General features: G+C 76.7%; 23 protein-coding genes. 10 read left to right on the top strand and 13 right to left on the bottom strand.

Going from position 1 to position 19,163, the window contains the following annotated elements; all coding sequences use genetic code 11:
- Positions 1-388: 388 nt before the first annotated feature.
- The 4 genes from ACI79P_RS08440 (at position 389) to ACI79P_RS08455 (ending at position 4,976) form a co-directional block, all read left to right on the top strand.
- A complete protein-coding gene (locus ACI79P_RS08440; RefSeq protein ID WP_456580587.1) occupies positions 389-1,933 on the top strand; it encodes a DEAD/DEAH box helicase in 1,545 nt (514 codons plus the stop codon).
- Positions 1,934-2,010: 77 nt separating this feature from the next.
- On the top strand, positions 2,011-3,132 hold the full coding sequence (locus ACI79P_RS08445) for an outer membrane protein assembly factor BamB family protein (RefSeq protein WP_456580588.1): 1,122 nt from the start codon (positions 2,011-2,013) through the stop codon (positions 3,130-3,132).
- Positions 3,133-3,180: 48 nt separating this feature from the next.
- Positions 3,181-4,101 carry an alpha/beta fold hydrolase gene (locus tag ACI79P_RS08450; protein ID WP_456580589.1) on the top strand — a complete coding sequence of 307 codons (921 nt, stop codon included), beginning with the start codon at positions 3,181-3,183 and terminating at the stop codon, positions 4,099-4,101.
- Positions 4,098-4,976 (top strand): oxygenase MpaB family protein, encoded by an 879-nt coding sequence (locus ACI79P_RS08455; RefSeq protein WP_456580590.1) that lies wholly within the window; start codon positions 4,098-4,100, stop codon positions 4,974-4,976. Before ACI79P_RS08450 ends, ACI79P_RS08455 begins: the two co-directional genes overlap by 4 nt.
- On the opposite strand, the gene ACI79P_RS08460 is transcribed toward ACI79P_RS08455, so the two are convergent.
- From ACI79P_RS08460 to ACI79P_RS08480, 5 genes are all read right to left on the bottom strand, one after another.
- Positions 4,973-5,830 carry a RecB family exonuclease gene (locus tag ACI79P_RS08460; protein ID WP_456580591.1) on the bottom strand — a complete coding sequence of 286 codons (858 nt, stop codon included), beginning with the start codon at positions 5,828-5,830 and terminating at the stop codon, positions 4,973-4,975. The two genes, ACI79P_RS08455 and ACI79P_RS08460, sit on opposite strands and share 4 nt — an antisense overlap.
- Before the next feature lie 36 nt (positions 5,831-5,866).
- Positions 5,867-6,721 (bottom strand): PHP domain-containing protein, encoded by an 855-nt coding sequence (locus tag ACI79P_RS08465; RefSeq protein WP_456580592.1) that lies wholly within the window; start codon positions 6,719-6,721, stop codon positions 5,867-5,869.
- A 50-nt stretch (positions 6,722-6,771) separates the two neighbouring features.
- A complete protein-coding gene (locus tag ACI79P_RS08470) occupies positions 6,772-7,407 on the bottom strand; it encodes a PH domain-containing protein (protein ID WP_456580593.1) in 636 nt (211 codons plus the stop codon).
- A 4-nt stretch (positions 7,408-7,411) separates the two neighbouring features.
- Positions 7,412-7,570 carry a hypothetical protein gene (locus tag ACI79P_RS08475; protein WP_456580594.1) on the bottom strand — a complete coding sequence of 53 codons (159 nt, stop codon included), beginning with the start codon at positions 7,568-7,570 and terminating at the stop codon, positions 7,412-7,414.
- A gap of 164 nt (positions 7,571-7,734) precedes the next feature.
- Positions 7,735-8,358, bottom strand: a complete 624-nt coding sequence (locus tag ACI79P_RS08480; protein ID WP_456580595.1) for a DUF6758 family protein — start codon at positions 8,356-8,358, stop codon at positions 7,735-7,737.
- Between the two features lie 85 nt (positions 8,359-8,443).
- Here ACI79P_RS08480 and ACI79P_RS08485 point away from each other — a divergent pair, with 85 nt between their 5' ends.
- Complete coding sequence (locus ACI79P_RS08485) at positions 8,444-8,860, top strand: NUDIX domain-containing protein (protein ID WP_456580596.1); 417 nt, start codon at positions 8,444-8,446, stop codon at positions 8,858-8,860.
- A 22-nt stretch (positions 8,861-8,882) separates the two neighbouring features.
- Here ACI79P_RS08485 and ACI79P_RS08490 read toward each other — a convergent pair whose 3' ends face one another.
- The 5 genes from ACI79P_RS08490 to ACI79P_RS08510 form a co-directional block, all read right to left on the bottom strand.
- Positions 8,883-9,392, bottom strand: coding sequence for a MaoC family dehydratase (locus ACI79P_RS08490; RefSeq protein WP_456580597.1), 510 nt, complete (start codon positions 9,390-9,392; stop codon positions 8,883-8,885).
- A 91-nt stretch (positions 9,393-9,483) separates the two neighbouring features.
- On the bottom strand, positions 9,484-10,026 hold the full coding sequence (locus tag ACI79P_RS08495; RefSeq protein WP_456580598.1) for a DUF6912 family protein: 543 nt from the start codon (positions 10,024-10,026) through the stop codon (positions 9,484-9,486).
- A gap of 26 nt (positions 10,027-10,052) precedes the next feature.
- Positions 10,053-11,432, bottom strand: coding sequence for a WS/DGAT/MGAT family O-acyltransferase (locus tag ACI79P_RS08500; RefSeq protein WP_456580599.1), 1,380 nt, complete (start codon positions 11,430-11,432; stop codon positions 10,053-10,055).
- Between the two features lie 63 nt (positions 11,433-11,495).
- Positions 11,496-12,800 carry an AAA family ATPase gene (locus ACI79P_RS08505; RefSeq protein ID WP_456580600.1) on the bottom strand — a complete coding sequence of 435 codons (1,305 nt, stop codon included), beginning with the start codon at positions 12,798-12,800 and terminating at the stop codon, positions 11,496-11,498.
- Positions 12,800-13,600, bottom strand: coding sequence for a flagella basal body P-ring formation protein FlgA (locus ACI79P_RS08510; RefSeq protein WP_456580601.1), 801 nt, complete (start codon positions 13,598-13,600; stop codon positions 12,800-12,802). The genes ACI79P_RS08505 and ACI79P_RS08510 overlap by 1 nt, the downstream gene beginning before the upstream one ends.
- A gap of 201 nt (positions 13,601-13,801) precedes the next feature.
- On the opposite strand from ACI79P_RS08510, the gene ACI79P_RS08515 reads away from it, so the two are divergent.
- Positions 13,802-14,059, top strand: a complete 258-nt coding sequence (locus tag ACI79P_RS08515) for a helix-turn-helix domain-containing protein (RefSeq protein ID WP_456580602.1) — start codon at positions 13,802-13,804, stop codon at positions 14,057-14,059.
- Positions 14,060-14,063: 4 nt separating this feature from the next.
- On the opposite strand, the gene ACI79P_RS08520 is transcribed toward ACI79P_RS08515, so the two are convergent.
- Positions 14,064-14,633: a hypothetical protein gene (locus tag ACI79P_RS08520; protein WP_456580603.1), complete on the bottom strand. Its 570-nt coding sequence runs from the start codon at positions 14,631-14,633 to the stop codon at positions 14,064-14,066.
- A gap of 86 nt (positions 14,634-14,719) precedes the next feature.
- On the opposite strand from ACI79P_RS08520, the gene ACI79P_RS08525 reads away from it, so the two are divergent.
- Both ACI79P_RS08525 and ACI79P_RS08530 read left to right on the top strand, forming a co-directional pair.
- A complete protein-coding gene (locus tag ACI79P_RS08525) occupies positions 14,720-15,442 on the top strand; it encodes a LysM peptidoglycan-binding domain-containing protein (protein ID WP_456580604.1) in 723 nt (240 codons plus the stop codon).
- A 37-nt stretch (positions 15,443-15,479) separates the two neighbouring features.
- Complete coding sequence (locus tag ACI79P_RS08530) at positions 15,480-16,016, top strand: Rv3235 family protein (RefSeq protein ID WP_456580605.1); 537 nt, start codon at positions 15,480-15,482, stop codon at positions 16,014-16,016.
- 12 nt (positions 16,017-16,028) lie between these two features.
- On the opposite strand, the gene ACI79P_RS08535 is transcribed toward ACI79P_RS08530, so the two are convergent.
- Complete coding sequence (locus ACI79P_RS08535; protein WP_456580606.1) at positions 16,029-16,661, bottom strand: anti-sigma factor family protein; 633 nt, start codon at positions 16,659-16,661, stop codon at positions 16,029-16,031.
- Positions 16,658-17,188 (bottom strand): sigma-70 family RNA polymerase sigma factor, encoded by a 531-nt coding sequence (locus ACI79P_RS08540; protein ID WP_456580607.1) that lies wholly within the window; start codon positions 17,186-17,188, stop codon positions 16,658-16,660. Before ACI79P_RS08540 ends, ACI79P_RS08535 begins: the two co-directional genes overlap by 4 nt.
- Before the next feature lie 299 nt (positions 17,189-17,487).
- Here ACI79P_RS08540 and ACI79P_RS08545 point away from each other — a divergent pair, with 299 nt between their 5' ends.
- A complete protein-coding gene (locus ACI79P_RS08545; RefSeq protein ID WP_456580608.1) occupies positions 17,488-18,252 on the top strand; it encodes a class I SAM-dependent methyltransferase in 765 nt (254 codons plus the stop codon).
- A complete protein-coding gene (locus tag ACI79P_RS08550; protein WP_456580609.1) occupies positions 18,249-19,148 on the top strand; it encodes a hypothetical protein in 900 nt (299 codons plus the stop codon). Before ACI79P_RS08545 ends, ACI79P_RS08550 begins: the two co-directional genes overlap by 4 nt.
- Positions 19,149-19,163: the final 15 nt, after the last annotated feature.

Below are 19,163 nucleotides of genomic sequence, written 5' to 3' on the forward strand. Positions count from 1 at the left end.
TCCGCTGCTCGCGCTAGCATGGGAATCGGCGGGCCTCCGGGCACGCTCGTACATCTGTGCGCTGACGACCGCTGGACGACGCCCCCCGGGCTGTCTCCCGGGCCGTGGCGAGGTCCGGTTCTGCTGGCCGCGTCGGCGCAGGAACCGATCCCGCGACAACCGACCCGGGACGGGCGCGAGGCGGCGACACCGCTGCCGCAGCCGGTCCCCCAGCACACCAGAGGCGAGAGCACTGACCTCCATCGAGCAGACCCCCACCGACGCCACCGCCCCCGAGCTGGAGCACGCCGAGACCGGCGCGCCCGCTCCCGAGGAGCTGGAGCAGACCGTCGAGGAGCTCGGCGGCGCCCCCGTCGCCCCCGACAGCCCGCTGTTCAGCGACTTCGACGTGCACCCCGACATCGTGTCCGCGCTGGCCGACGCCGGGATCACCCGCACTTTCGCCATCCAGGAGCTCACGCTGCCCCTGGCGCTGGCCGGCAACGACCTCATCGGCCAGGCCCGCACGGGCACCGGCAAGACCCTCGGCTTCGGCGTCCCGCTGCTGACCCGCGTGACCCCGCCGAGCGAGGGCGCCGACGGCGTTCCGCAGGCCCTGGTCGTCGTCCCCACCCGCGAGCTGTGCGTGCAGGTCGCGCGCGACCTCGGGACCGCCGGCGCCACGCGCGGCATCCGCGTGCAGGCCATCTACGGCGGCCGCGCGTTCGAGCCGCAGATCGAGTCGCTGCGCAGCGGCGTGGAGGTCGTCGTCGGCACGCCGGGCCGGCTGCTGGACCTCGCCCAGCGCGGCGACCTGATCCTGGGCAAGGTCCGCGTCCTCGTCCTCGACGAGGCCGACGAGATGCTCGACCTGGGCTTCCTGCCCGACATCGAGCGGGTCCTCGCGATGGTGCCCGAGAAGCGCCAGACGATGCTGTTCTCCGCGACCATGCCCGGCCCGATCGTGACCCTGTCGCGGTCGTTCATGACCCAGCCGACCCACATCCGGGCGCACGGCAACGACGAGGGCTCCACGGTCCCGCAGACCACCCAGTTCATCTACCGGGCGCACAACCTGGACAAGCCCGAGCTGCTCTCCCGGGTGCTGCAGTCCCGCGACCGCGGGCTGGTCATGGTGTTCTGCCGCACCAAGCGCACCGCCCAGAAGGTCGCCGACGAGCTCGTCGACCGCGGGTTCGCCGCGGCCGCCGTGCACGGCGACCTCGGGCAGGGCGCCCGCGAGCAGGCGCTGCGGGCGTTCCGCAGCGGCAAGGTCGACGTCCTCGTCGCCACCGACGTCGCCGCGCGCGGCATCGACGTCACCGGCGTCAGCCACGTCGTGAACTACCAGTGCCCCGAGGACGAGAAGACCTACGTGCACCGCATCGGCCGCACCGGCCGGGCCGGCTCCACCGGTGTCGCGGTCACGCTGGTCGACTGGGACGACATCCCCCGGTGGCAGCTGATCAACAAGGCGCTCGGCCTGGGGTTCGACGACCCGCCGGAGACCTACTCCACCTCGCCGTGGGTCTACTCCGACCTCGACGTGCCCGAGAACGCCAAGGGCCGCCTGCCCCGCTCGCAGCGCACCCGCGAGGGCCTGGAGGCCGAGACGCTCGAGGACCTCGGCGAGACGGGGAAGCGCAACCGCCCGGCGGGCCGCGGCGACGCGCGCGGCCCGGCCGAGCCCAGCCGCACCGGCGACGAGGAGCAGGCCGGCGGCGGCAAGAGCCGTCCGCGGCGCCGGACCCGGCGCAGCGCCCTCGGGGCCGGCGAGGCCGGTGCGGCCGCCCCCGAGGGCGACGCCTCCGCCGAGGGCGTCCCCTCGGCCTCCACCGAGGGCGGCGGCGCCAAGCCGCGCCGCCGTCGCCGCCGCCGTGGCGGTGCCGGACGGAGCGGCTCCGGCGGCGACGGCGCGGGCGCGGAGCACTCGGGCGCCGACGCCGCGTCCTGATGAAGGGCCACCCTCCCCCCCACGCCTCGCACGCTCGGCGTGGGCCCCTGGAGGGCGGCCGTTCCAGCCTGGTGCAGATGCCGCTGCGGGTCTGGATCTGGGTCGCTGCCACGCTGGCGCTGGTCGTCGTCGCCACCCTGCTGTGGCGCGGGTCGGACGCCGCCGCCACCTCGAGCACCACCGCCGCGCCGGCCGACGTCCCCCCGGGGACGCCGGCCGGCGCCGTCTCCTTGGGGTGGTCGGCCGCGAGCGAGCCGCTGCCCGGGGACGTCGTCGCCGAGGGCCGGGTGCTCGTCGGCTCGCCGCACGGCGTGCGGGCGCTGGACCCGGTGACCGGCGCGGAGGCCTGGCACTACACGCGGGACAACGCCCGGCTCTGCGGGCTCACCGTGACCGACGGCGTCGCGGTCGCGGTCTTCCGCACGGAGGACCGCTGCGACGAGGCGGTCGCCCTCGACGCCGGGACCGGGGTGCGCGCCTGGACCCGCAACGTGAACTTCCGACCGGAGGTCACCCTCTCCGCCACCGACCGGATCGTCCTGGCCGCCACCCCCACCGGGATCGTCACCCTCGACCCGCTCGGCGGCGGCATCCGCTGGCGGTACGCGCCGCCGGAGGGCTGCACGCTGCTCGGCTCCACCGCCGGGGACGCCGGCGTCGCCGTCCTCCACCAGTGCGCCGACTCCCCGGACGCGCAGCTGCGGCTGCTCGACGGGTTCGACGGCGACGAGCACTGGACCCGCGACCTGCGGGTGCCCGACGGGCAGACCGCCGAGCTGGTCGGGGCCGCCCTGCCGGTGGCTGTGCGGCTGGGCGACGAGGTGCAGCTGCTCTCCGCCGCCGACGGCGCCCTCCTCACCACCCTCCCCGCCGGCGCCGGGGACACGGTCGGGCAGGAGGCCACCGACACCGCCGTGCTGATCCGGGCCGGGGGCACGCTGACCGCCCTGGACCCGCAGTCGGCGCGACCGTTGTGGGACGTCCCCGCGACCGGCCTGCCCGGGCAGCCGACCACGACCCGGGACGGCGCCCCGGCGCTCCCCGTCCCGACCGCCGACGGCGTCGTCCACCGCGACCCCGCGACCGGCGACGAGCTCGGCCGGTCGGAGGTGACCGCGCTCCCCGGCGGGGCGGTCGCCACCGTCGTCGGCCCCGTCGTGGTGCTCGCGCTACCCGGCGAGGTCCGCGCCTACCGCTGAGGCGTACCCGTGCGGCATCGCCGCCGCGAGCGGGGTTCACTGGGCACCATGGTCCTGCCCGGCGGCCCCGACGCCCACGCCATGTCCCTCGCCATCGCGCCCGACGACCTCCGCCAGCTCGCGCAGCACGACGCTGTTCCGCGCACGTTCGCCGGTGGCGCCGGGCCGCTCGCCGCTCTCGACACCGGGGGGAGCGCCGAGCGCGGCACGGTGCTGATGGTGGCCGGTTACACGGGCAGCAAGGAGGACTTCGCGCCCCTGCTGCGGCCGCTGGCCGCCGCCGGGTACCGGGTCGTGGCGCTGGACCAGCGCGGGCAGTACGAGTCGCCCGGACCCGACGACCCGGCCCAGTACTCGGTGGAGACGCTGGGCGACGACGTCCGCGCGGTGGCCCGGGTGCTGCGCGAGGAGTCCGGCGCACCCCTGCACCTGGTGGGGCACAGCTTCGGCGGGCTGGTGACCCGCGCCGCCGTCCTCGCCGAGCCGGCCCTCGTCACGACGTTCACGCTCCTGGGCTCCGGGCCCTCGCGGCTGACCGGGCGCCGCGCCGAGCTGCTCGACCACCTCGGCCCGCTGCTGGACGCCGGCGGTGTGCCGCTGGTGCACCAGACCCTGGAGCAGGTGGCGATGACCGACCCCAGGGCGCAGGCCGTGCCGGCGCCGACCCGGGAGTTCTACTCGCGCCGGTTCCTGCGCAACTCCGCCGCGGGGCTCCGCGGCATGGCCGCGGCGATGCTCGCCGAACCCGACCGGGTGGCCGAGCTCAAGGAGACCGGGGTGCCGATCCTGGTGGCGCACGGCGAGGCCGACGACGCGTGGATGCCGCACGTGCAGGCCGACATGGCAGCGCGGCTGGGCGCCCGCCACGAGGTGATCGACTTCGCCATCCACTCCCCCGCCGTCGAGAACCCACCCCGGACCCTCGAGGTGCTCTGCGACTTCTGGTCGAGGGCCGGGAGCCGGTCGTGAACCGGCTCGCTCCCCTGCCCTCGCCCGACGACTGGACCGAGGAGGAGGACCGGCTGGGCTTCTTCGGCCCGGGCAGCGTGACGTGGCGGATCCACAGCGACCCCGCCTACCACGTCGGCGCGATGGGGTCCCTGATGCTGCAGGCCCTGCACCCGGTCGCCATGGACGGCGTGGCGCGCAACTCCACCGGGTTCAAGGACGACTGGTGGATGCGGATGACCCGCACCGGCCAGTACATGGAGACGGTCGTCTTCGGCCGGCGCACCGAGGCCCGCCGGATGGCCGCCCGGGTGCGGGGCTACCACCGCAAGCTGTCGGGCGTGGAGGAGACGACCGGCCGGGCGTACCGCGTCGACGACCCGGACCTGCTCCTGTGGGTGCACAACTGCGCGGTCCGGTCCATCCTGACGACGGCGCGCCGGGCCGGCGTCGCGGTCTCGGACGAGGAGGCCGACCGCTACGTGGCCGAGCAGGTCGCCTTCGCGCACCTCGTCGGCGTGCCGCTGGAGACGGTGCCGCGGTCGGTGGCCGCGCTGGACGCCTACTTCGAGGAGATCCGCCCCTCGCTCGCCTCCACCCCCGCGGCCGTGAAGGGCATCCGCGACCTGTTCCTCCCGCCGATGCCCGGGTGGCTGCAGCTGCTGACGCCGGCCCGGCCGGTGTGGGGCAGCCTGGCCGGGCTCTGCTTCGCGCTGCAGCCCGCCTGGGCCCGGCAGCTGTACTCCCTGCCCGGGCTCGCGCTGACCGACGCCGCGGCGACCGCCGGGCTCAGGGCGTTCCGGGCCGCGTTCCTGGCGCTGCCCGACCGTGCGTACCGGTCCCCGATCGTGCGCGCCGGCTACGCCCGCGTGGCCGACGCCTCGTCCGCGGCTTAGGGCTCGTCCTCAGGGAGGAAGCTCCAGGGCTCGCGGGCGGGCCCCGCGGCCTGGCCGGCCGGGCAGCTCGACCGGAAGTCGCACCACCCGCACTGCCGGCCCGGTACCGCCGGGAAGGCGGCGTCGGGGTCCTCGCCCGCGGCCACCGCCTCGCTCGCCGCCTGGATGTCGATCGCCACGTCCTCGGCCCGTCGGACGTGGTTGGCCAGCGAGCGCTCGGTGTGCTCGAACGCCGCGACGGTGCCGGTGGGCACGTGGTGCAGCTCGACGCGGCTGCACGGCCGGCGCAGCGTGCGGCGGACGGCGAGCACGTAGAGCGCGAGGGCCTGGGAGCCGCGCGCCTCGTCGTCGGTGCTCGGCGAGCGGCCGGTCTTGTAGTCGACGACGACCAACTCGTCGCCGCGCTCGTCGATGCGGTCGACCCGGCCCGAGAACGTCATCCGCTCGGTCATCGTGCTCACCGTCCGCTCCCGCGCGCGGGGCTCCTCGGTGGGGTCGACGTCGGCGAGGTAGTCGGAGAGCCAGCCCGCCGCCCGCGCCCGCCAGCGGTCGGACTGCTCGGCGTCGCGGAAGCCGGCCGGGCTCCACGCGCCGATCAGCAGCTGCCGGGCGGCGCCGGGCGTGCGGCGCTCGACGGGCAGGTCCCACCACGAGGAGAGCACCTGGTGCAGCGCCGTCCCGACCGTGTGGTGGGCGAACCGCGGGCCGCGCGGCGGGCTGGGCCGGTCGACGTTGGCGAACCGGTAGCGCCGGGGGCAGTCGGAGAAGTCGGCCAGCGACTTCGGCGAGGCGCGCAGCAGCCGGCGGGGCATGCCGGGCAGCACCGCCTGGCCGCCGTCGGTGGGGTTGCGCATGCCGGTCACGGTAGCCGCGGGGGGCGACGACCCGGCTCAGTCGCCCCAGGGCGCGGCGCCGGAGGCGGCCACCAGCCGTTCGAACTCCTCCGGGTCGGTCGTGCACGCGCCGAGCGGCGTCGCCTTGTTGGTGCCGTGGTGGTCGCTGGAGCCGGTGACCAGCAGGTCGAGCTCGGCGGCCAGGCCGCGCAGGTGGGCGCGCTGCGCGGCGGTGTGGTCGGGGTGGTCGACCTCCAGGCCGAGCAGCCCCGCCGCCGCCATGGCCGCGATCGCGTCGTCGCCCACCACCCGCCCGCGCTTGGTGGCCAGCCCGTGGGCGAAGACGGGGACGCCGCCGGCCGCCCGCACGAGGGCGATCCCCTCGCGGACGTCGGTGTCGGCCTTGCTCACGTAGTAGGGGCTGCGGTGGTGCAGCAGCCCGGCGAACGCCTCGTCGACGGTGCCCACGACGCCCGCGCGGACCAGCGCCCGCGCCACGTGCGGCCGGCCGACCACCCCGCCGCCCGCGTGCTCGACCAGCTCCGCCCAGGAGACCGGGTACCCGTCGTCGGCCAGCGCCTGCACGATCCGCTCGGCGCGGCTGAGGCGCTCGTCCCGCAGCCGGGCCCGCTCGGCGGCGAACACCGGGTGCAGCGGGTCGAACAGGTAGCCCAGCAGGTGCACGCTGACCGGTGCCCCGTCGGAGGGGAACCAGCGGCAGGAGAGCTCCATGCCGGGGACGACGGTGAGCCCGGCCGGGCGGTGCTCCTCCGCCGCCGCCCAGCCCGCCGTCGTGTCGTGGTCGGTGAGCGCCACGACGTCCAGCCCCGCGGCCCGCGCGGCGGCGAGCAGCGCAGGGGGGTCGTCGGTGCCGTCGGACACCGAGGAGTGGGTGTGCAGGTCGATCCGCATCACCGGTCAGCCTGCCCCACGACGGTCCGCCGCACCCGGTGGGCGGCCGGTCACGGCTCCCGCGGCCGGATGGGCGGGATCGGCTCGGTGTCGCGCCGTCCACCGGTGGCGACCGGCCCGGCCGGCGGCGGCGCCTCGGGGTTGCCCTCGTCGTCCCCGGAGGAGGCGCTGCCCCAGTCGCTCCCGAACAGCAGGCCGCTGACCTCCCGGTACAGGTCCCCGGCGCGCGGGAGGAAGGTGATCTCCGACAGGCCCTGCTGCTGCCCGGCGGACTCGAAGCGGAACGTCCCGTACCCCAGCAGTTGGCCGAGGAAGGTCTCCTTCCACGTGAGGTCGGTGATCCGGCGCAGCGGCAGCAGGGTGACGGTGCGGACGATGACGCCCGAGGTCAGCAGCACCCGCCGCCGGCTGACGATGAAGTGCCGCATCCACCACTCGCCGACGCGCATGCCGTAGGTGCCCAGCGCCACGAGGACGACGAGCATCCCGATCGTGCTCGTCACCCGGTTGTCGGGATCGAGCACGAGCAGCCACCCGCCGACGAGCAGGACCGGCAGGAACTTGAGCGTCGGCACGATGAGCACCGCCCAGTGCCGGCGGGTGACCACCACCGCGTCCTCGTCGTCCAGCAGGTACTTCCGGACGTCCTTGGCAGCCCGGGTCGGCAGCCCGGCGGGGGCGCTCACCGGCTCAGACGAGGGAGCCGACGAACTGCGCGAGGGAGGAGGCGGCGTCGCCGAGCGCCTCGCCGGCGCTGCGCACGAGCTGCGCGGAGGACTCCGGCGCCTGGATCACGTAGAACAGCACGAAGGCGACGACCAGCCAGGTGAGGACCTTCTTCAGGTTCACCGCCACCTCCGGGGTGCGGGTGAGGCGGCCCGGGTCGCCCGGGCCGGCAGGAGGGCCCGCCGGGTGCGGCGGACGCGTTCGTCCCATGAGTAACACAGGCCCCAGCGTGGGTCCGCCCGACGCGCCGGTCCGCCGGCGGCCCGTCCGGTTCCGGCACCCGCGGGTCAGCGGCCGGGGAGCAGGTGCTCCCCCACCGGGCCCAGCGGCAGGTCGGGGTAGATGCGTTCGCGCAGGTCGAGCAGGTGCAGCTCCTCGACCAGCAGCCACGCCGCGCTCTGCGGCCACATGACCAGCCACAGCCAGACGCCGTAGGCCTCCCCGACGAACGCGGCCCGGTCGTCGCGGGTCGGCACCGCCCACAGCGGGGCGTGCTGGCCGGCGGCCTCCACGTACGCCGAGCTCGGCCCGGAGATGACGTCACCGGGGTCCAGCCCGGGGAGCCCCGCGTAGCCGCAGCCCACTCCGGTGCCGGGCTCCTCGGCCACCAGCACGAGCTCGGCGGCTCCGCCCAGCGGCGCCGGGCCGGCGCAGTCGACGACGATCGCCCGCGCGCCCGGCTCGCCGCCCCACGCCAGGCCGGTCACCGCCCAGCCCGGCGGCACCGGGTCGGGCACCCACGCCGGCACGCGTGCGTCGGCGGTGACGGCGGCGATCGCGTCGTGGGCGACCAGCGCGGTGTGGTGCAGGGGCGTGACGGCGCCGTGCAGGTGGCACCAGGCGTGCGCCTCGGACCCGTGGCGGACGACCAGTGGCTCACCGCAGCGCGGGCAGACCGGCGACGCACTCATCGGGGACACGGTCTCGGGAGCGGCCGCGATCGTCAAGCGCAGCGCGGCGGGGCGACCCCGTCGGCGGCCTGCGTAGCCTGCGGGCGTGACCGACGGCGAGCCGCCCGTGGTGCCCTGCGTCGGCGCGATCGTGCACGACGCGCAGCGCCGCCTGCTGCTGGTGCGCCGGCGCAACGCCCCCGGCCGGGGCCTGTGGTCGGTGCCCGGCGGGCGGGTGGAGCCCGGCGAGACCGTCGCCCGCGCCGTCGAGCGGGAGGTGCGCGAGGAGACCGGGCTGCACGTCCGCGCCGGCGCGGAGGTGGGCCGCGTCCGGATCGATGCCGGCGCGGTCGTCTACCACGTCGTCGACGTCGCCTGCGCGCTCGTGGGCCCGGCCGCTCAGCCGGTCGCCGGGGACGACGCCGTCGACGCGGTCTTCGCGGACGCGGCGACGCTGGCCGGGCTGCCGTGCACGCCCCGGCTGGTGGAGACGCTGCGCGGGTGGGGCGTGCTGCCGGACTGACCGGTCAGCACGCCCGCCTCCCTCAGCCGCGGGGCGTGGGCTCCGGGCGGCCGGGCTGCTCGCCGCCGCGGGCCTCGCCGTAGGAGCGCTTGGGCACCATCACCTTGCGCCGGAAGATGCAGACGACCGTGCCGTCCTGCTTGTAGCCGATCGTCTCCACGTGCACGACGCCGCGGTCGTCCTTGGACTTCGACGGCGTCTTGTCCAGGACCGTCGTCTCGCCGTAGATCGTGTCGCCGTGGAACGTCGGGGCGACGTGGCGGAGCGACTCGATCTCCAGGTTGGCGATCGCCTTGCCCGAGACGTCGGGGACGCTCATGCCGAGCAGCAGCGAGTAGATGTAGTTGCCGACGACGACGTTCTTGCCGAAGTCGGTGGTCCTCTCCGCGTAGTTGACGTCCATGTGCAGCGGGTGGTGGTTCATCGTGAGCAGGCAGAACAGGTGGTCGTCGTACTCGGTGACGGTCTTCCCGGGCCAGTGCTTGTAGACGGCCCCGACCTCGAACTCCTCGTAGTACCGACCGAACTGCATGTGCTGGCTCCCGACCTCGACGCTGCGGACGGGTCGTGATCCTACGGACGGGGCACCGTGCCGCTCCCCCGGGCGGTCGGTCCCCCGGGCCTCACAGCAGCTCGAGCACCGGCCCGATCTCCTGCGTGGCGTACCAGCCCAGCTCGTGCCCCTCGGCCTGGTCGACGACGAACTGCGCGTCCTCGCTGCCGAGGTCGGCCTCCAGGACGACGGCGACGGCGGCGCGGACGTCGTCCTCGGCCTCGGCGTCGTCGATGTGCGCGCTCGCCACGTCCTCGACGCGGATCTCGTGCCGGACGCGGGCCGCGCCCGGGTCGACGTGCGGCTCGTCCATCGGGGTCACCGCGTCGTCGGGCACGTCGGCCGCGAGCACCACCCGCCGGCGCGCGGCCAGGGGGTCGAGGTCCAGGAGCCGCAGGCTGGCGCGCGCCGCGGCCAGGAGGGCGGCGTACTCCAGCTCCTCGCCGTCTGCCTCCGCGTCGCTCACCGCGTAGAACCGGCGCAGCTGCGGGGTCACCGCGAAGACGGTCTGCGGAGCGGGCAGCCGCCCCTCGTCGACCAGGGTGCGGAGCACGTTCGTCGTCGCCGGCAGGTACACGCGCACCCGGTCGACCCCCTTCGTCGGTGGAGGCACGACCGTAACGGCCGGCCGGCGGAGGCTCAGGTGGAGGTCTCGACCAGCCCCGCGACCTCCTGCTCGATCAGGTCGGCGAGCACCTCGACGTCGCTGACGCTGTCCCGGTCGGCGTTGAGGCCGAAGAAGACCGTGCCGTCGTAGGAGGTCATCCCGATCGAGAGCCCCTGCCCCCGGGCCAGCGGCACCACCGGGAACACCTCGAGCACCCGGCCGCCGGCGGCGTACAGCGGCAGCTGCGGGCCGGGCACGTTGGTCACCACGAGGTTGAACAGCCGCCGGGAGAGCCCGCGCGCGGCCCGTGCGCCGAGCGCGTGCAGGGTCGAGGGCGCGAAGCCGCCGAGCGCGATGAGGCTGTCCGCGCCGACGGACCGCCCGTGCTGGGTCACCCCCCGCATGGCGTAGGTGAGCCGCGCGAGGCGGACCCGCGGGTTGGGCTCGCCGACCGGCAGGTCCACGAGGTGCGAGGTGACCTGGTTGCCGCCGGCCCCGTCCTCGTCCTGCACCGACACCGGCACCAGGGCGCGCACCGAGGTGCCGTTGACGACCGGCTCGCCGCGCGAGAGCAACCACTCCCGCAGGGCCCCCGCGACGACGGTCAGCAGCACGTCGTTGACCGTTCCGCCGTGGGCCTTGCGCACCCGCTTGAGGTCGTCGAGGTCGGCGGACGCCACCGCGACCCGGCGCTGCCGGCCGATCGTCGCGTTCAGCGGGCTGTGGGGCGCCGGGAGGATCGCCGAGCGGGCCGTCCGGACCAGCCCGCCGGCGACACCGCCGATGCGGACGGCGGTGGCCCGCGCGTCCGTCACCGCCGAGCGGGTGAGCTCCACCAGCGAGGACGGGCGGCGGCGGTAGTCGTCGAACGCCGACCACACCAGCTCCACCCCCGACGGCGGGCGCCGGGGCGACCACTCGGCCGGCGCGGGGACCGGCGCGTCCGGGGAGACGTCCAGCAGCACCTGGCCGATGTCGACGGCGCTGAGGCCGTCCACCAGCGCCGGGTGGGTCTTGGTCACCACCGCGACCCGGCCGCCCTCCAGCCCCTCGACCAGGTAGGCCTCCCACAGCGGGCGCCTGCGGTCCAGGGGCCGGGACATCAGCCGGGAGACCAGGTCGAGCAGCTGCTGCTCCGTGCCCGGCCGGGGCAGCCCCGACCGGCGCAGGTGGTAGTCGAGCGAGAAGTCGGGGTCGTCGACCCACACGGGGTTGGCGAGGTGGCCCGGCACCTCCGCGACGCGCTGCCGGTACCGCGGCACCAGGGACAGCCGCGCCTCGACCAGCGCCGCCAGCGCCTCCAGCCCGCCCGGGGGCGCCTCGAGCACGAGCACCCCGCCGACGTGCATGGGGGTGCCGGGTTCCTCGAGGTAGAGGAACGAGGCCTCCAGGGTGCCCAGCCGCTCGACCATCGTTCTCCTCCCCCTGCGGTGCCCCACGCTACGACGGGGACGACGTTCCGGACAGCCCGGTGGTCAGCCCGCCCGCCGGCCGAGCAGCGCGCCACGCCGTCCGGCGGCAGGGGCGGGCACGCCGGCGAGCTGGGCGGCGAGCACCCGCAGCTCCGCGCGCAGGGGCGAGCCAGCCGCCGCCTCGGCCAGGGTGCGGCCGGCCGCGAGGGCGGCATCGGTCGCGCGGCGGTCCGCCGGGAGGAAGAACCGCGGGCGCCGGCCGGTGAAGCGCTCCAGCGCGTCGCCGACCTCCTGCCGCGGATCCCCGGGCACCGGCCCTCGGCGCAGCTGGTTGACGACCAGCTCGGGCTCGACGTCGGGCAGCACCTCGTGCAGCTGGTCGAGGGCCCGCACGCACCGCTGGAGGGCCACGGGGTCGGCCCCGGAGACGCACAGCACGGTGTCGGCCTGCTCCAAGACGGCGAGGGTCGCCCCGTTCCGCCGGGGGGCCGCGGTGTCGAAGGAGAGCTCCTCGTCGTCCTCCACGCCGAAGGCGCAGTCCACGACGGTCAGCTGCGCGAGGTGGCGGGCCTCGTCGAGCACCGCGGCCACCGCGGCCGGCCGCAGCTCGGGCCACCGGTCGGCGCGGGCCAGCCCGGTGAGCACCCGCAGGTCCGGGCGCACCGCCCATGCCAGCGCGGCGAGCGCCGCGCCGTCCAGCGTGCCGAGCCCCGCCTGCCGGGCGGCGCCGGCGAGCCCGGGCGACTCGTCGAGCAGCCCGAGCACCTGGGCCACCACGCCGCCGTGGACGTCGGCGTCTACGAGCAGGGTCGGCACGCCGAGCCGGGCGGACTCGTCGGCGAGGCCCACCGCGACCGTCGTCCGGCCCGGGGCGCCGGTCGCGCCCCACACCGCGACCACGCGGCCCTGCCCACCCCGCGGCCGCTCCCGCTCGCCGGGGGCGCCGGGGGGGCCGGGGGCCGGGAGGGCCGCACGCAGGTCGGCGACGTCGTGGCCGGGCGCCGGGACGCCCGACACCGCGTCCCGCAGCGCCCGCGCGATCAGTTCGGGGTCGGCGTCCGCCGGCAGCACCTGGGCGACCCCGAGGCGGCGCAGCCGCTGCGCGGCGGCCTCGTCGCCGGGCTCGACCAGACCCACGACCGCCACCCCGGCCGCGTGCAGCCGGGCGACCGTCTCCCCGTCGAGCCGCCGCAGCTCCGCCGACAGCAGCACCGCCTGGCCGGTACCGGTGGCGGCGGCGGCCAGCAGGTCGGAGACGTCCACGCAGCGGCGGACCACGGTGACCCCGTGGTCGTCGCGGTCGAGGGCACCGACGAGCTCGGACTCCCAGCCGGCGCCGGTGACGGCGGTGAAGACCTGCAGCGCCATCAGCCGGTCGGTCCCGCCGCGGCGGGCGCGCTGCCGGTCGCCACGGCGGGCGGTGCGGGCACCCGGGCCGAGGTCGGCGTCGGGCTCGCGCGCACCTGGTCGGCGCGGGTGGCGCCGACCTCCGCGGTCGCGCCGGCGGGGTGGGCGACCACCACGAGTGGGCGCCCGGCGATGGAGGCCAGCACGTCGGCGGCGTCGTCCGCCGCCACGCCGACGACGACCTGCACCGTGGCGGTCGGTGTCGACAGGACGCCCTGGGCGCCGCCGGACAGCGCCTGCACCGGTGCCGCCCCGACGACGAGCGCGACGCTGCCGACGTCCTGGCCGGCGGCGCCGGCCGCCGGGTCGGCGACGGCGTACACGTCGATCAGCTGCCCCCGCCGGAGCCCGGGGGGCACGTAACCCGCCTGGACCGGGAGCGCGAGCTGGACCAGCTCCGAGGGGCCCTCGAGGGCCGAGCGGGGCAGCAGCTCGCCGGCCCGCACGCCGCGGGAGAGGGCGCTGCCGTCGGGTCGGGTGCTGCCCGACAGGTACTTCTCCGCCGCCTCGTCGAGCCGGACGTCGACCACCACGAGGTCCTCGGCGGTCAGGATCGTTCCCGCCGCCAGGTCCTCGGCCGCGCTCCACACCGGCACGGTGGCGTCCGCCGCGCTGACGACCCGGGCACCGAGCAGCACCGAGGCGAGGACGAGCAGCACGCCGAGCACCAGCCGGAGGTCCAGCCAGCCCGGCGCCCGGACCCGCCGCGGGGTGGGCCCGGCCGGCAGCTCGGTGGTGCCGGGGGTGCGCACGGCGGTCACACGACCTTCTCTCTGCGGGCACGTCGCCGGCCCGGTCGGGCGCGTCGACCCGTCGATGCGGGTCGATGACGGCGTTGGGACGCCGATGATGCGGTACGCATGCGATCTCGTGCATCCGTCGTCCACACGTTCGGGTGTGGACGGCCGCCACGGACCACCGGCACGGCTGACAGACTGGCCCGCGAACGGATGGAGACGCCCATGCCCACGCCCCGCTTCCTGACCCTCGACGACGTCGCGGAGATCCTCAACGTCTCGTGGTCGCAGGCCTATGCGCTGGTGCGGCGCAAGGAGCTGATCGCCATCCAGATCGGCGGGCGCGGCCAGTGGCGCGTCGAGGTGGACGAGCTCGAGCGCTTCATCCAGCAGAAGTACGCCGAGGCCCGCGCCGGCGCCGTGCCCCCCGAGCCTGCGGCCGGCTCCACCGCCGGGGCCGACGCCTCCGAGCAGCGGGCCTGACGGCTCAGTCCCACCCGGGCGCCAGGGTGCGCACGACGGCCACGGCGTCGACGACCACGGCGGTGACCCGGCGCACCGCGCCCGGGCGGCGCGGCTGGTCCGCCGCGTGCTCGGCCACCTCCACGTAGTCCGCGCCCACCCGGTCGATCGTCCCGGTCAGGAGCGAGCCGTCGTCCAGCACGAGCTGGACGGCGCTGCGGTCGCGCGCCAGGCCGCGCAGGGCCCGGCGCAGGTCCAGGCGCGCCCGCACCGGGCCCGGGTCCTCGGCCGGCGCCGTCCAGCGCCCCAGACCGTCGACGGCCCGCACCGCCGCCATCGCCACCAGCTGGTCCCGACCGCGGTCGTCGGCGAGCAGCAGCCAGTCGGCCCCCTGGTCGGCGAGCACGCCGCGGACCCGGCCGGCTCCCCGGCAGGTGACCACCAGCTCTGCCCCGAGCGAACCACCGATCCGCTCGGCCAGCCGCACCGCGCCGATCTCGGCCCGGGCACGCGAGGCCCGCTCGGCCCGGTCCTGGGCGTCCTCCGCGGCCTCGAACTGCGCCTGCAGGTCCGCGAACAGCTGCTGCCACCGCATGCGCACAGCCTAGATCGTGCAGATGCTTGCGTTTACTTGCGTTTGATTGCTTTAGTGGCGCGACGTCAACAGGTGGAAGGTGGCTCATGTCGGTGCGGCGACTGCTCGGGACGGCCCTCTGCATGGCCGGGATCGCCGCCGTCCTCGTGCTCCTCGCCCCGGTGCCGCCCACCTCGGTCAGCGCCGTCGCCGCAGCGCAGCGCACCGCCGACACCGCCGGGGCCGACGCCCTGGTGGTGCACCTGGTCGGGTTGCTCGCCTGGGTGGTGTGGGGCTGGGGCGCGCTCGGCCTGGCGCTGACCGCCACCGCGGCGCTGCCCGGGGCCGCCGGCGCGCTCGCCGCCGGCGCACTCCGCGGGCTGCTGCCCTCCGGTGCCCGGCGGGCCGCCGCGCTCGCGCTGGGCATCGGGCTCGGCATCGCACCGCCGGTGCTGGGCGCCGCGGCGCCCGGGCTGCCCCTCACCTCGGCGGCCGCCGCGACCGACCCGGGGGTCACCGCCGCACTCCCCGGGCAGGCCGTGCCCGACTGGCCGGCACCGGTGGCGCCCACCGCGCCGGACGGCGACCCGCGCAACGCCCTCCCCGACTGGCCGGAGGGGCCCGCCGCCGGCGAGCACGTCGTGGTGCGCGGCGACTGCCTCTGGACCATCGCCGCCGGCCACCTGGCGCGCACCCGCGGGGCGCAGCCCTCCACCGCCGAGATCGCCACCGCCGTCACCGCCTGGTGGCACGCCAACGCCGAGGTGATCGGCCCCGACCCCGACCTGCTGCTGCCCGGCCAGGTGCTCCGACCACCTGCCCGGCCGTGATCCGACCGTCCCCCACCGCCGTCCCCGGGAGCCCTCGATGACCGCACCGTCCCGCACCGTCCCCCCTGCACCTCCGGCCCTGCGGGTGACGGTCGTCCCCACGCCGCAGCCGCCGGGCGAGCTCCGGCCGGCGCTGCGCCTGGTGCACCCGGAGCAGCCACTCCCCCGGCCGGTCCCGCGCCCGGGCCCGCGGCTGCGCGACGTGGCCGGCCTCCCGCTGGACGAGTTCGGACCGGTCCTGACCGGGCGGGCCGACCTCCCGCCCGCGGCCGCGGCGGCCCGGCGGCTGGTGACCACCGCGCTGGAGGCCCTCGTCGGCCGTCGCCCGCTGACCCAGGTGCAGCCGCTCGCCTCGACCGGGGTCTACGCCGCGCTGTCGTCCCGTCGCCCGCCGCGGTGGTGCACCGAGGGGAGCGCACCGGTCGTGGTCGGGCCGGTGCGCGTCTGCGAGCCGGTCGACGGCGTGGCGGAGGTCAGCGCCGTCGTCCACCGCGCGGGGCGGGCGCACGCCGTCGCCGCCCGGCTGGAGGGCATGGACGGCCGCTGGCGCTGCACCGCGCTGCAGATCGGCTGACCGGTCGCCCGCTCAGGCGGGCAGGGTCACCAGCGTGCGCCCGTCGCCGCCGACGATCTCCAGCCGGGCCAGCTGCTCGGGTGCGAGCGCGACCGTGCCGGTCCACGAGTGGTCGCCCTCGTCGGTGACCCAGCTGCGGGTGCGGTGCCGCTCGCCGTCCTGGCCCACGGCCACCAGCCAGCACGTCGCTCCGTGCGGGAGGCCCTCCATGGTCAGCGCGATGCTCGAGCCGTCACCCTCGGGGGCGACCGTCGCCCAGGCGTGGAGGTCGCCCGCGCTGCCCTGCAGCGTCGCCGGTTCCGCGGGCCCCGAGGTCAGCACCACACCGGCACCGATGCCCCCGCCGACCACCACCGCCGCCGCGACGGCCCCGGCGAGCAACCTGCGGTGGCGCAGGCGGACCGGCCGGACGGGGACCGCCGAGCGGCGCAACCGCTGGAAGGAGACCTCGCTGGGGACGGGGTCCTCCGGGTGCGCGTCCCCGGGCCGGATCGTGGCCAGCAACGGCGGCAGGCCGCCGAGCTCGTCCAGGGTCCGGCTGCACACGGGGCAGCCGCGCAGGTGGGCCGCCATGCCCATCCGCTCGTCGGGTTCCAGGGCGTCGAGCAGGTAGGCGCCGACGTCGACCTCCCGCGGGCAGCTCACGTCGTGACCCCCCGCTCCTCCAGGACGAGCTTCAGCGCCCTGAGGGCGTAGAAGACGCGGGACTTCACCGTCCCGGGCGGCACGCCCAGGACGACGGCCGCCTCGGCGACGGTACGACCGGCGTAGTAGGTGTGCAGCAGCACCTCCCGGTGCGCCGGGGTCAGCGCGGAGAGCGCGTCGGCGACCAGCCAGCGATCCAGGGCGGTGTCCATGCCGTCGTCCGCGACCAGGTGCGGCAGGACGGCGTCGTCGACCTCGGCGGGACGGGCGAGGCGCGCCCGGTGGCGGTCGATGACCAGCCGGCGGGCCACCGTGAACAGCCACGGCCGGAGCGGTCCGCGAGCCGGGTCCATCACCTCCGGGTGCCGCCAGGCCTGCAGCAGCGTCTCCTGCACCACGTCCTCCGCGGCACCGCGGTCACCGCCGTTGAGCCGGATGACGAACCCCAGCAGCGGTCCGGCGTGCTCGTCCCAGAGCCGGCGCAGGAGCACCTCGTCGGCCGCCTCCGGCATCCTGGATCGGCTCACCCCGAGGAGCATCCGGCTCACCGCCGTCGCTGTCGATACCGCGGCGCGCGGCTGCCGGCCCCAGCGAGACCCGGCGCTCCCGCGGCCACCGGACGCGCCGACGTCGCGGTCGGAGCCGGTCGTCGTCCGCACCGTGGTCACGTCCTCGGAAACGTACGACCTCGGCCGGCGGTTCAGCGTGCGCCCGACCGGGTGAACCGTCCCCGCCGTCGCCCCGTGCTCCCTGGCAGACCGGACCGAGGCCGGACGCACGGCGGAGGACAGGCGGCCTCCCGGACCCGAGGGGTGGTGGGCGCCCGGTGGTGCGGCAGGACGAGCGGGCGCCGTTCCGGACGGCGCTGCAGCGGGCCGGCGAGGCCGCGCACCCCCGCGGGGAGTACGTCGGCCAGGAGAGCTTCATGCGCGCGGGCGAGATCCGGGCCCTGGCCCGCCGCGCCGGCATCGGCCCCGGCGTCTCGGTGCTCGACCTCTGCTGCGGGGTCGCCGGCCCGGGCCGGATGATCACCGCGGAGCTGGGGTGCCGCTACCTGGGCCTGGACAGCTCCGCGAGCGCCGTGCAGATCGCCCGCGGACTGGCCGGCAGCCTGCCGTGCCGCTTCGAGCAGGCGCACGTCCCGCCGCTGCCCGACGGCCGCTTCGACGTCGTGCTGCTCCTGGAGACGATGCTGGCCTTCCCCGACAAGGCGGCCCTGGTCGAGGCGGTCGCCGGCGTCCTGCCCGTGGGGGGCCGCTTGGCCTGCACCCTCGAGGAGGGGCCGCCGCTCACCGCCGGCGAGCGCGCCCGGATGCCCGACGCCGACACCGTGTGGCTGATCCCGCTCGCCGCGCTGACCGGCCTGCTGCGCGAGGCCGGCCTGACCGTGACCTGGCAGGAGGAGCGGACCGCGGCCCACCACGCGACGGCGACGGCGCTGCTGCGGTCCTACCAGGCGGACGCAGCCGGGATCTCGGCGGTGATCGGCGCCGCCGCCCTGACCGACCTGCTCCGCGCCCACCGGTCGTGGAGCGACTGGCTGGGGTCCGGGCGGGTGCGCAAGTTCGCGCTGGTGGCGGAGAAACGATGACCTACCCCTACACCCGCTACCTGGCGGCCAAGAGGACCGTGGACGACCGCGCCCTCAACCACCGGGTGCTGGCGGACCTCCGCGGCCTGCTGCCGCCGGACGGCTGCCGTGTCCTGGAGATCGGCGCCGGCCTCGGGACGATGGTGGCCCGCCTGCTCGAGTGGCAGGTCCTCAGCGCCGGCGAGTACGTGCTGCTGGACGTCGACCGGCGGTTGCTCCGGGACTCGCGCACCTGGCTCTGCGACTGGGCCGGCGAGCGCGGCATCGCCACCGAGCTCCTCCCCGACGGGGTGCGCCTCGGCGAGCTGCGGGTGCGGCTGGTCGAGGCCGAGCTCGGCGACCACCTGGCCTCCGGTCGCGGGGAACCGGCCGACCTGCTGATCGCCAACGCCTTCCTGGACCTGGTGGACGTGCCGGCCGTCCTGCCCGGGCTCCTCCGGCTGCTGGCACCGGGGGGCGCCTACTGGTTCACCGTCAACTACGACGGCGAGAGCGACTTCCAGCCCGGCCACCCGGCGGACGAGGACGTCCTGGCCGCCTACCACCGGACCATGGACGAGCGCGTCCGCTTCGGACGCCCCGCCGGGGAGAGCCGGACGGGCCGCCACCTCTTCCACCACCTGCGGGCCGCCGGCGCGCCGGCCTCCTCGGTGGGGGCCTCCGACTGGGTCGTGCACCCCGACCCGGACGGCGCGTACCCGGACGACGAGGCGTTCTTCGTGGAGGCGATCCTGCATACGGTGGAGGACGCCCTGGCCGGCCCCGCCGCGCCGCCCGGCCTCGCCGGCTGGCTCGCGGCCCGCCGCGGCCAGCTCGCCGGGGGCGAGCTGGTCTACCTGGCGCACCAGCTCGACCTCGCCGGGCGGGCCCCCTCCCGGCCGGCCGGCCCCGGCTGAACCACCGCGCGCCCG

The organism is Blastococcus sp. SYSU DS0510, from assembly GCF_054050835.1.

Bases quoted from the DNA above. Each gene is read 5' to 3' on its own strand.
- ACI79P_RS08445 (WP_456580588.1), top strand. From the start codon at position 2,011: ATGCCGCTGCGGGTCTGGATCTGGGTCGCTGCCACGCTGGCGCTGGTC.
- ACI79P_RS08450 (WP_456580589.1), top strand. From the start codon at position 3,181: ATGGTCCTGCCCGGCGGCCCCGACGCCCACGCCATGTCCCTCGCCATC.
- ACI79P_RS08460 (WP_456580591.1), bottom strand. From the start codon at position 5,830: ATGCGCAACCCCACCGACGGCGGCCAGGCGGTGCTGCCCGGCATGCCC.
- ACI79P_RS08465 (WP_456580592.1), bottom strand. From the start codon at position 6,721: ATGCGGATCGACCTGCACACCCACTCCTCGGTGTCCGACGGCACCGAC.
- ACI79P_RS08480 (WP_456580595.1), bottom strand. From the start codon at position 8,358: ATGAGTGCGTCGCCGGTCTGCCCGCGCTGCGGTGAGCCACTGGTCGTC.
- ACI79P_RS08490 (WP_456580597.1), bottom strand. From the start codon at position 9,392: ATGCAGTTCGGTCGGTACTACGAGGAGTTCGAGGTCGGGGCCGTCTAC.
- ACI79P_RS08500 (WP_456580599.1), bottom strand. From the start codon at position 11,432: ATGGTCGAGCGGCTGGGCACCCTGGAGGCCTCGTTCCTCTACCTCGAG.
- ACI79P_RS08505 (WP_456580600.1), bottom strand. From the start codon at position 12,800: ATGGCGCTGCAGGTCTTCACCGCCGTCACCGGCGCCGGCTGGGAGTCC.
- ACI79P_RS08515 (WP_456580602.1), top strand. From the start codon at position 13,802: ATGCCCACGCCCCGCTTCCTGACCCTCGACGACGTCGCGGAGATCCTC.
- ACI79P_RS08520 (WP_456580603.1), bottom strand. From the start codon at position 14,633: ATGCGGTGGCAGCAGCTGTTCGCGGACCTGCAGGCGCAGTTCGAGGCC.
- ACI79P_RS08525 (WP_456580604.1), top strand. From the start codon at position 14,720: ATGTCGGTGCGGCGACTGCTCGGGACGGCCCTCTGCATGGCCGGGATC.
- ACI79P_RS08530 (WP_456580605.1), top strand. From the start codon at position 15,480: ATGACCGCACCGTCCCGCACCGTCCCCCCTGCACCTCCGGCCCTGCGG.
- ACI79P_RS08550 (WP_456580609.1), top strand. From the start codon at position 18,249: ATGACCTACCCCTACACCCGCTACCTGGCGGCCAAGAGGACCGTGGAC.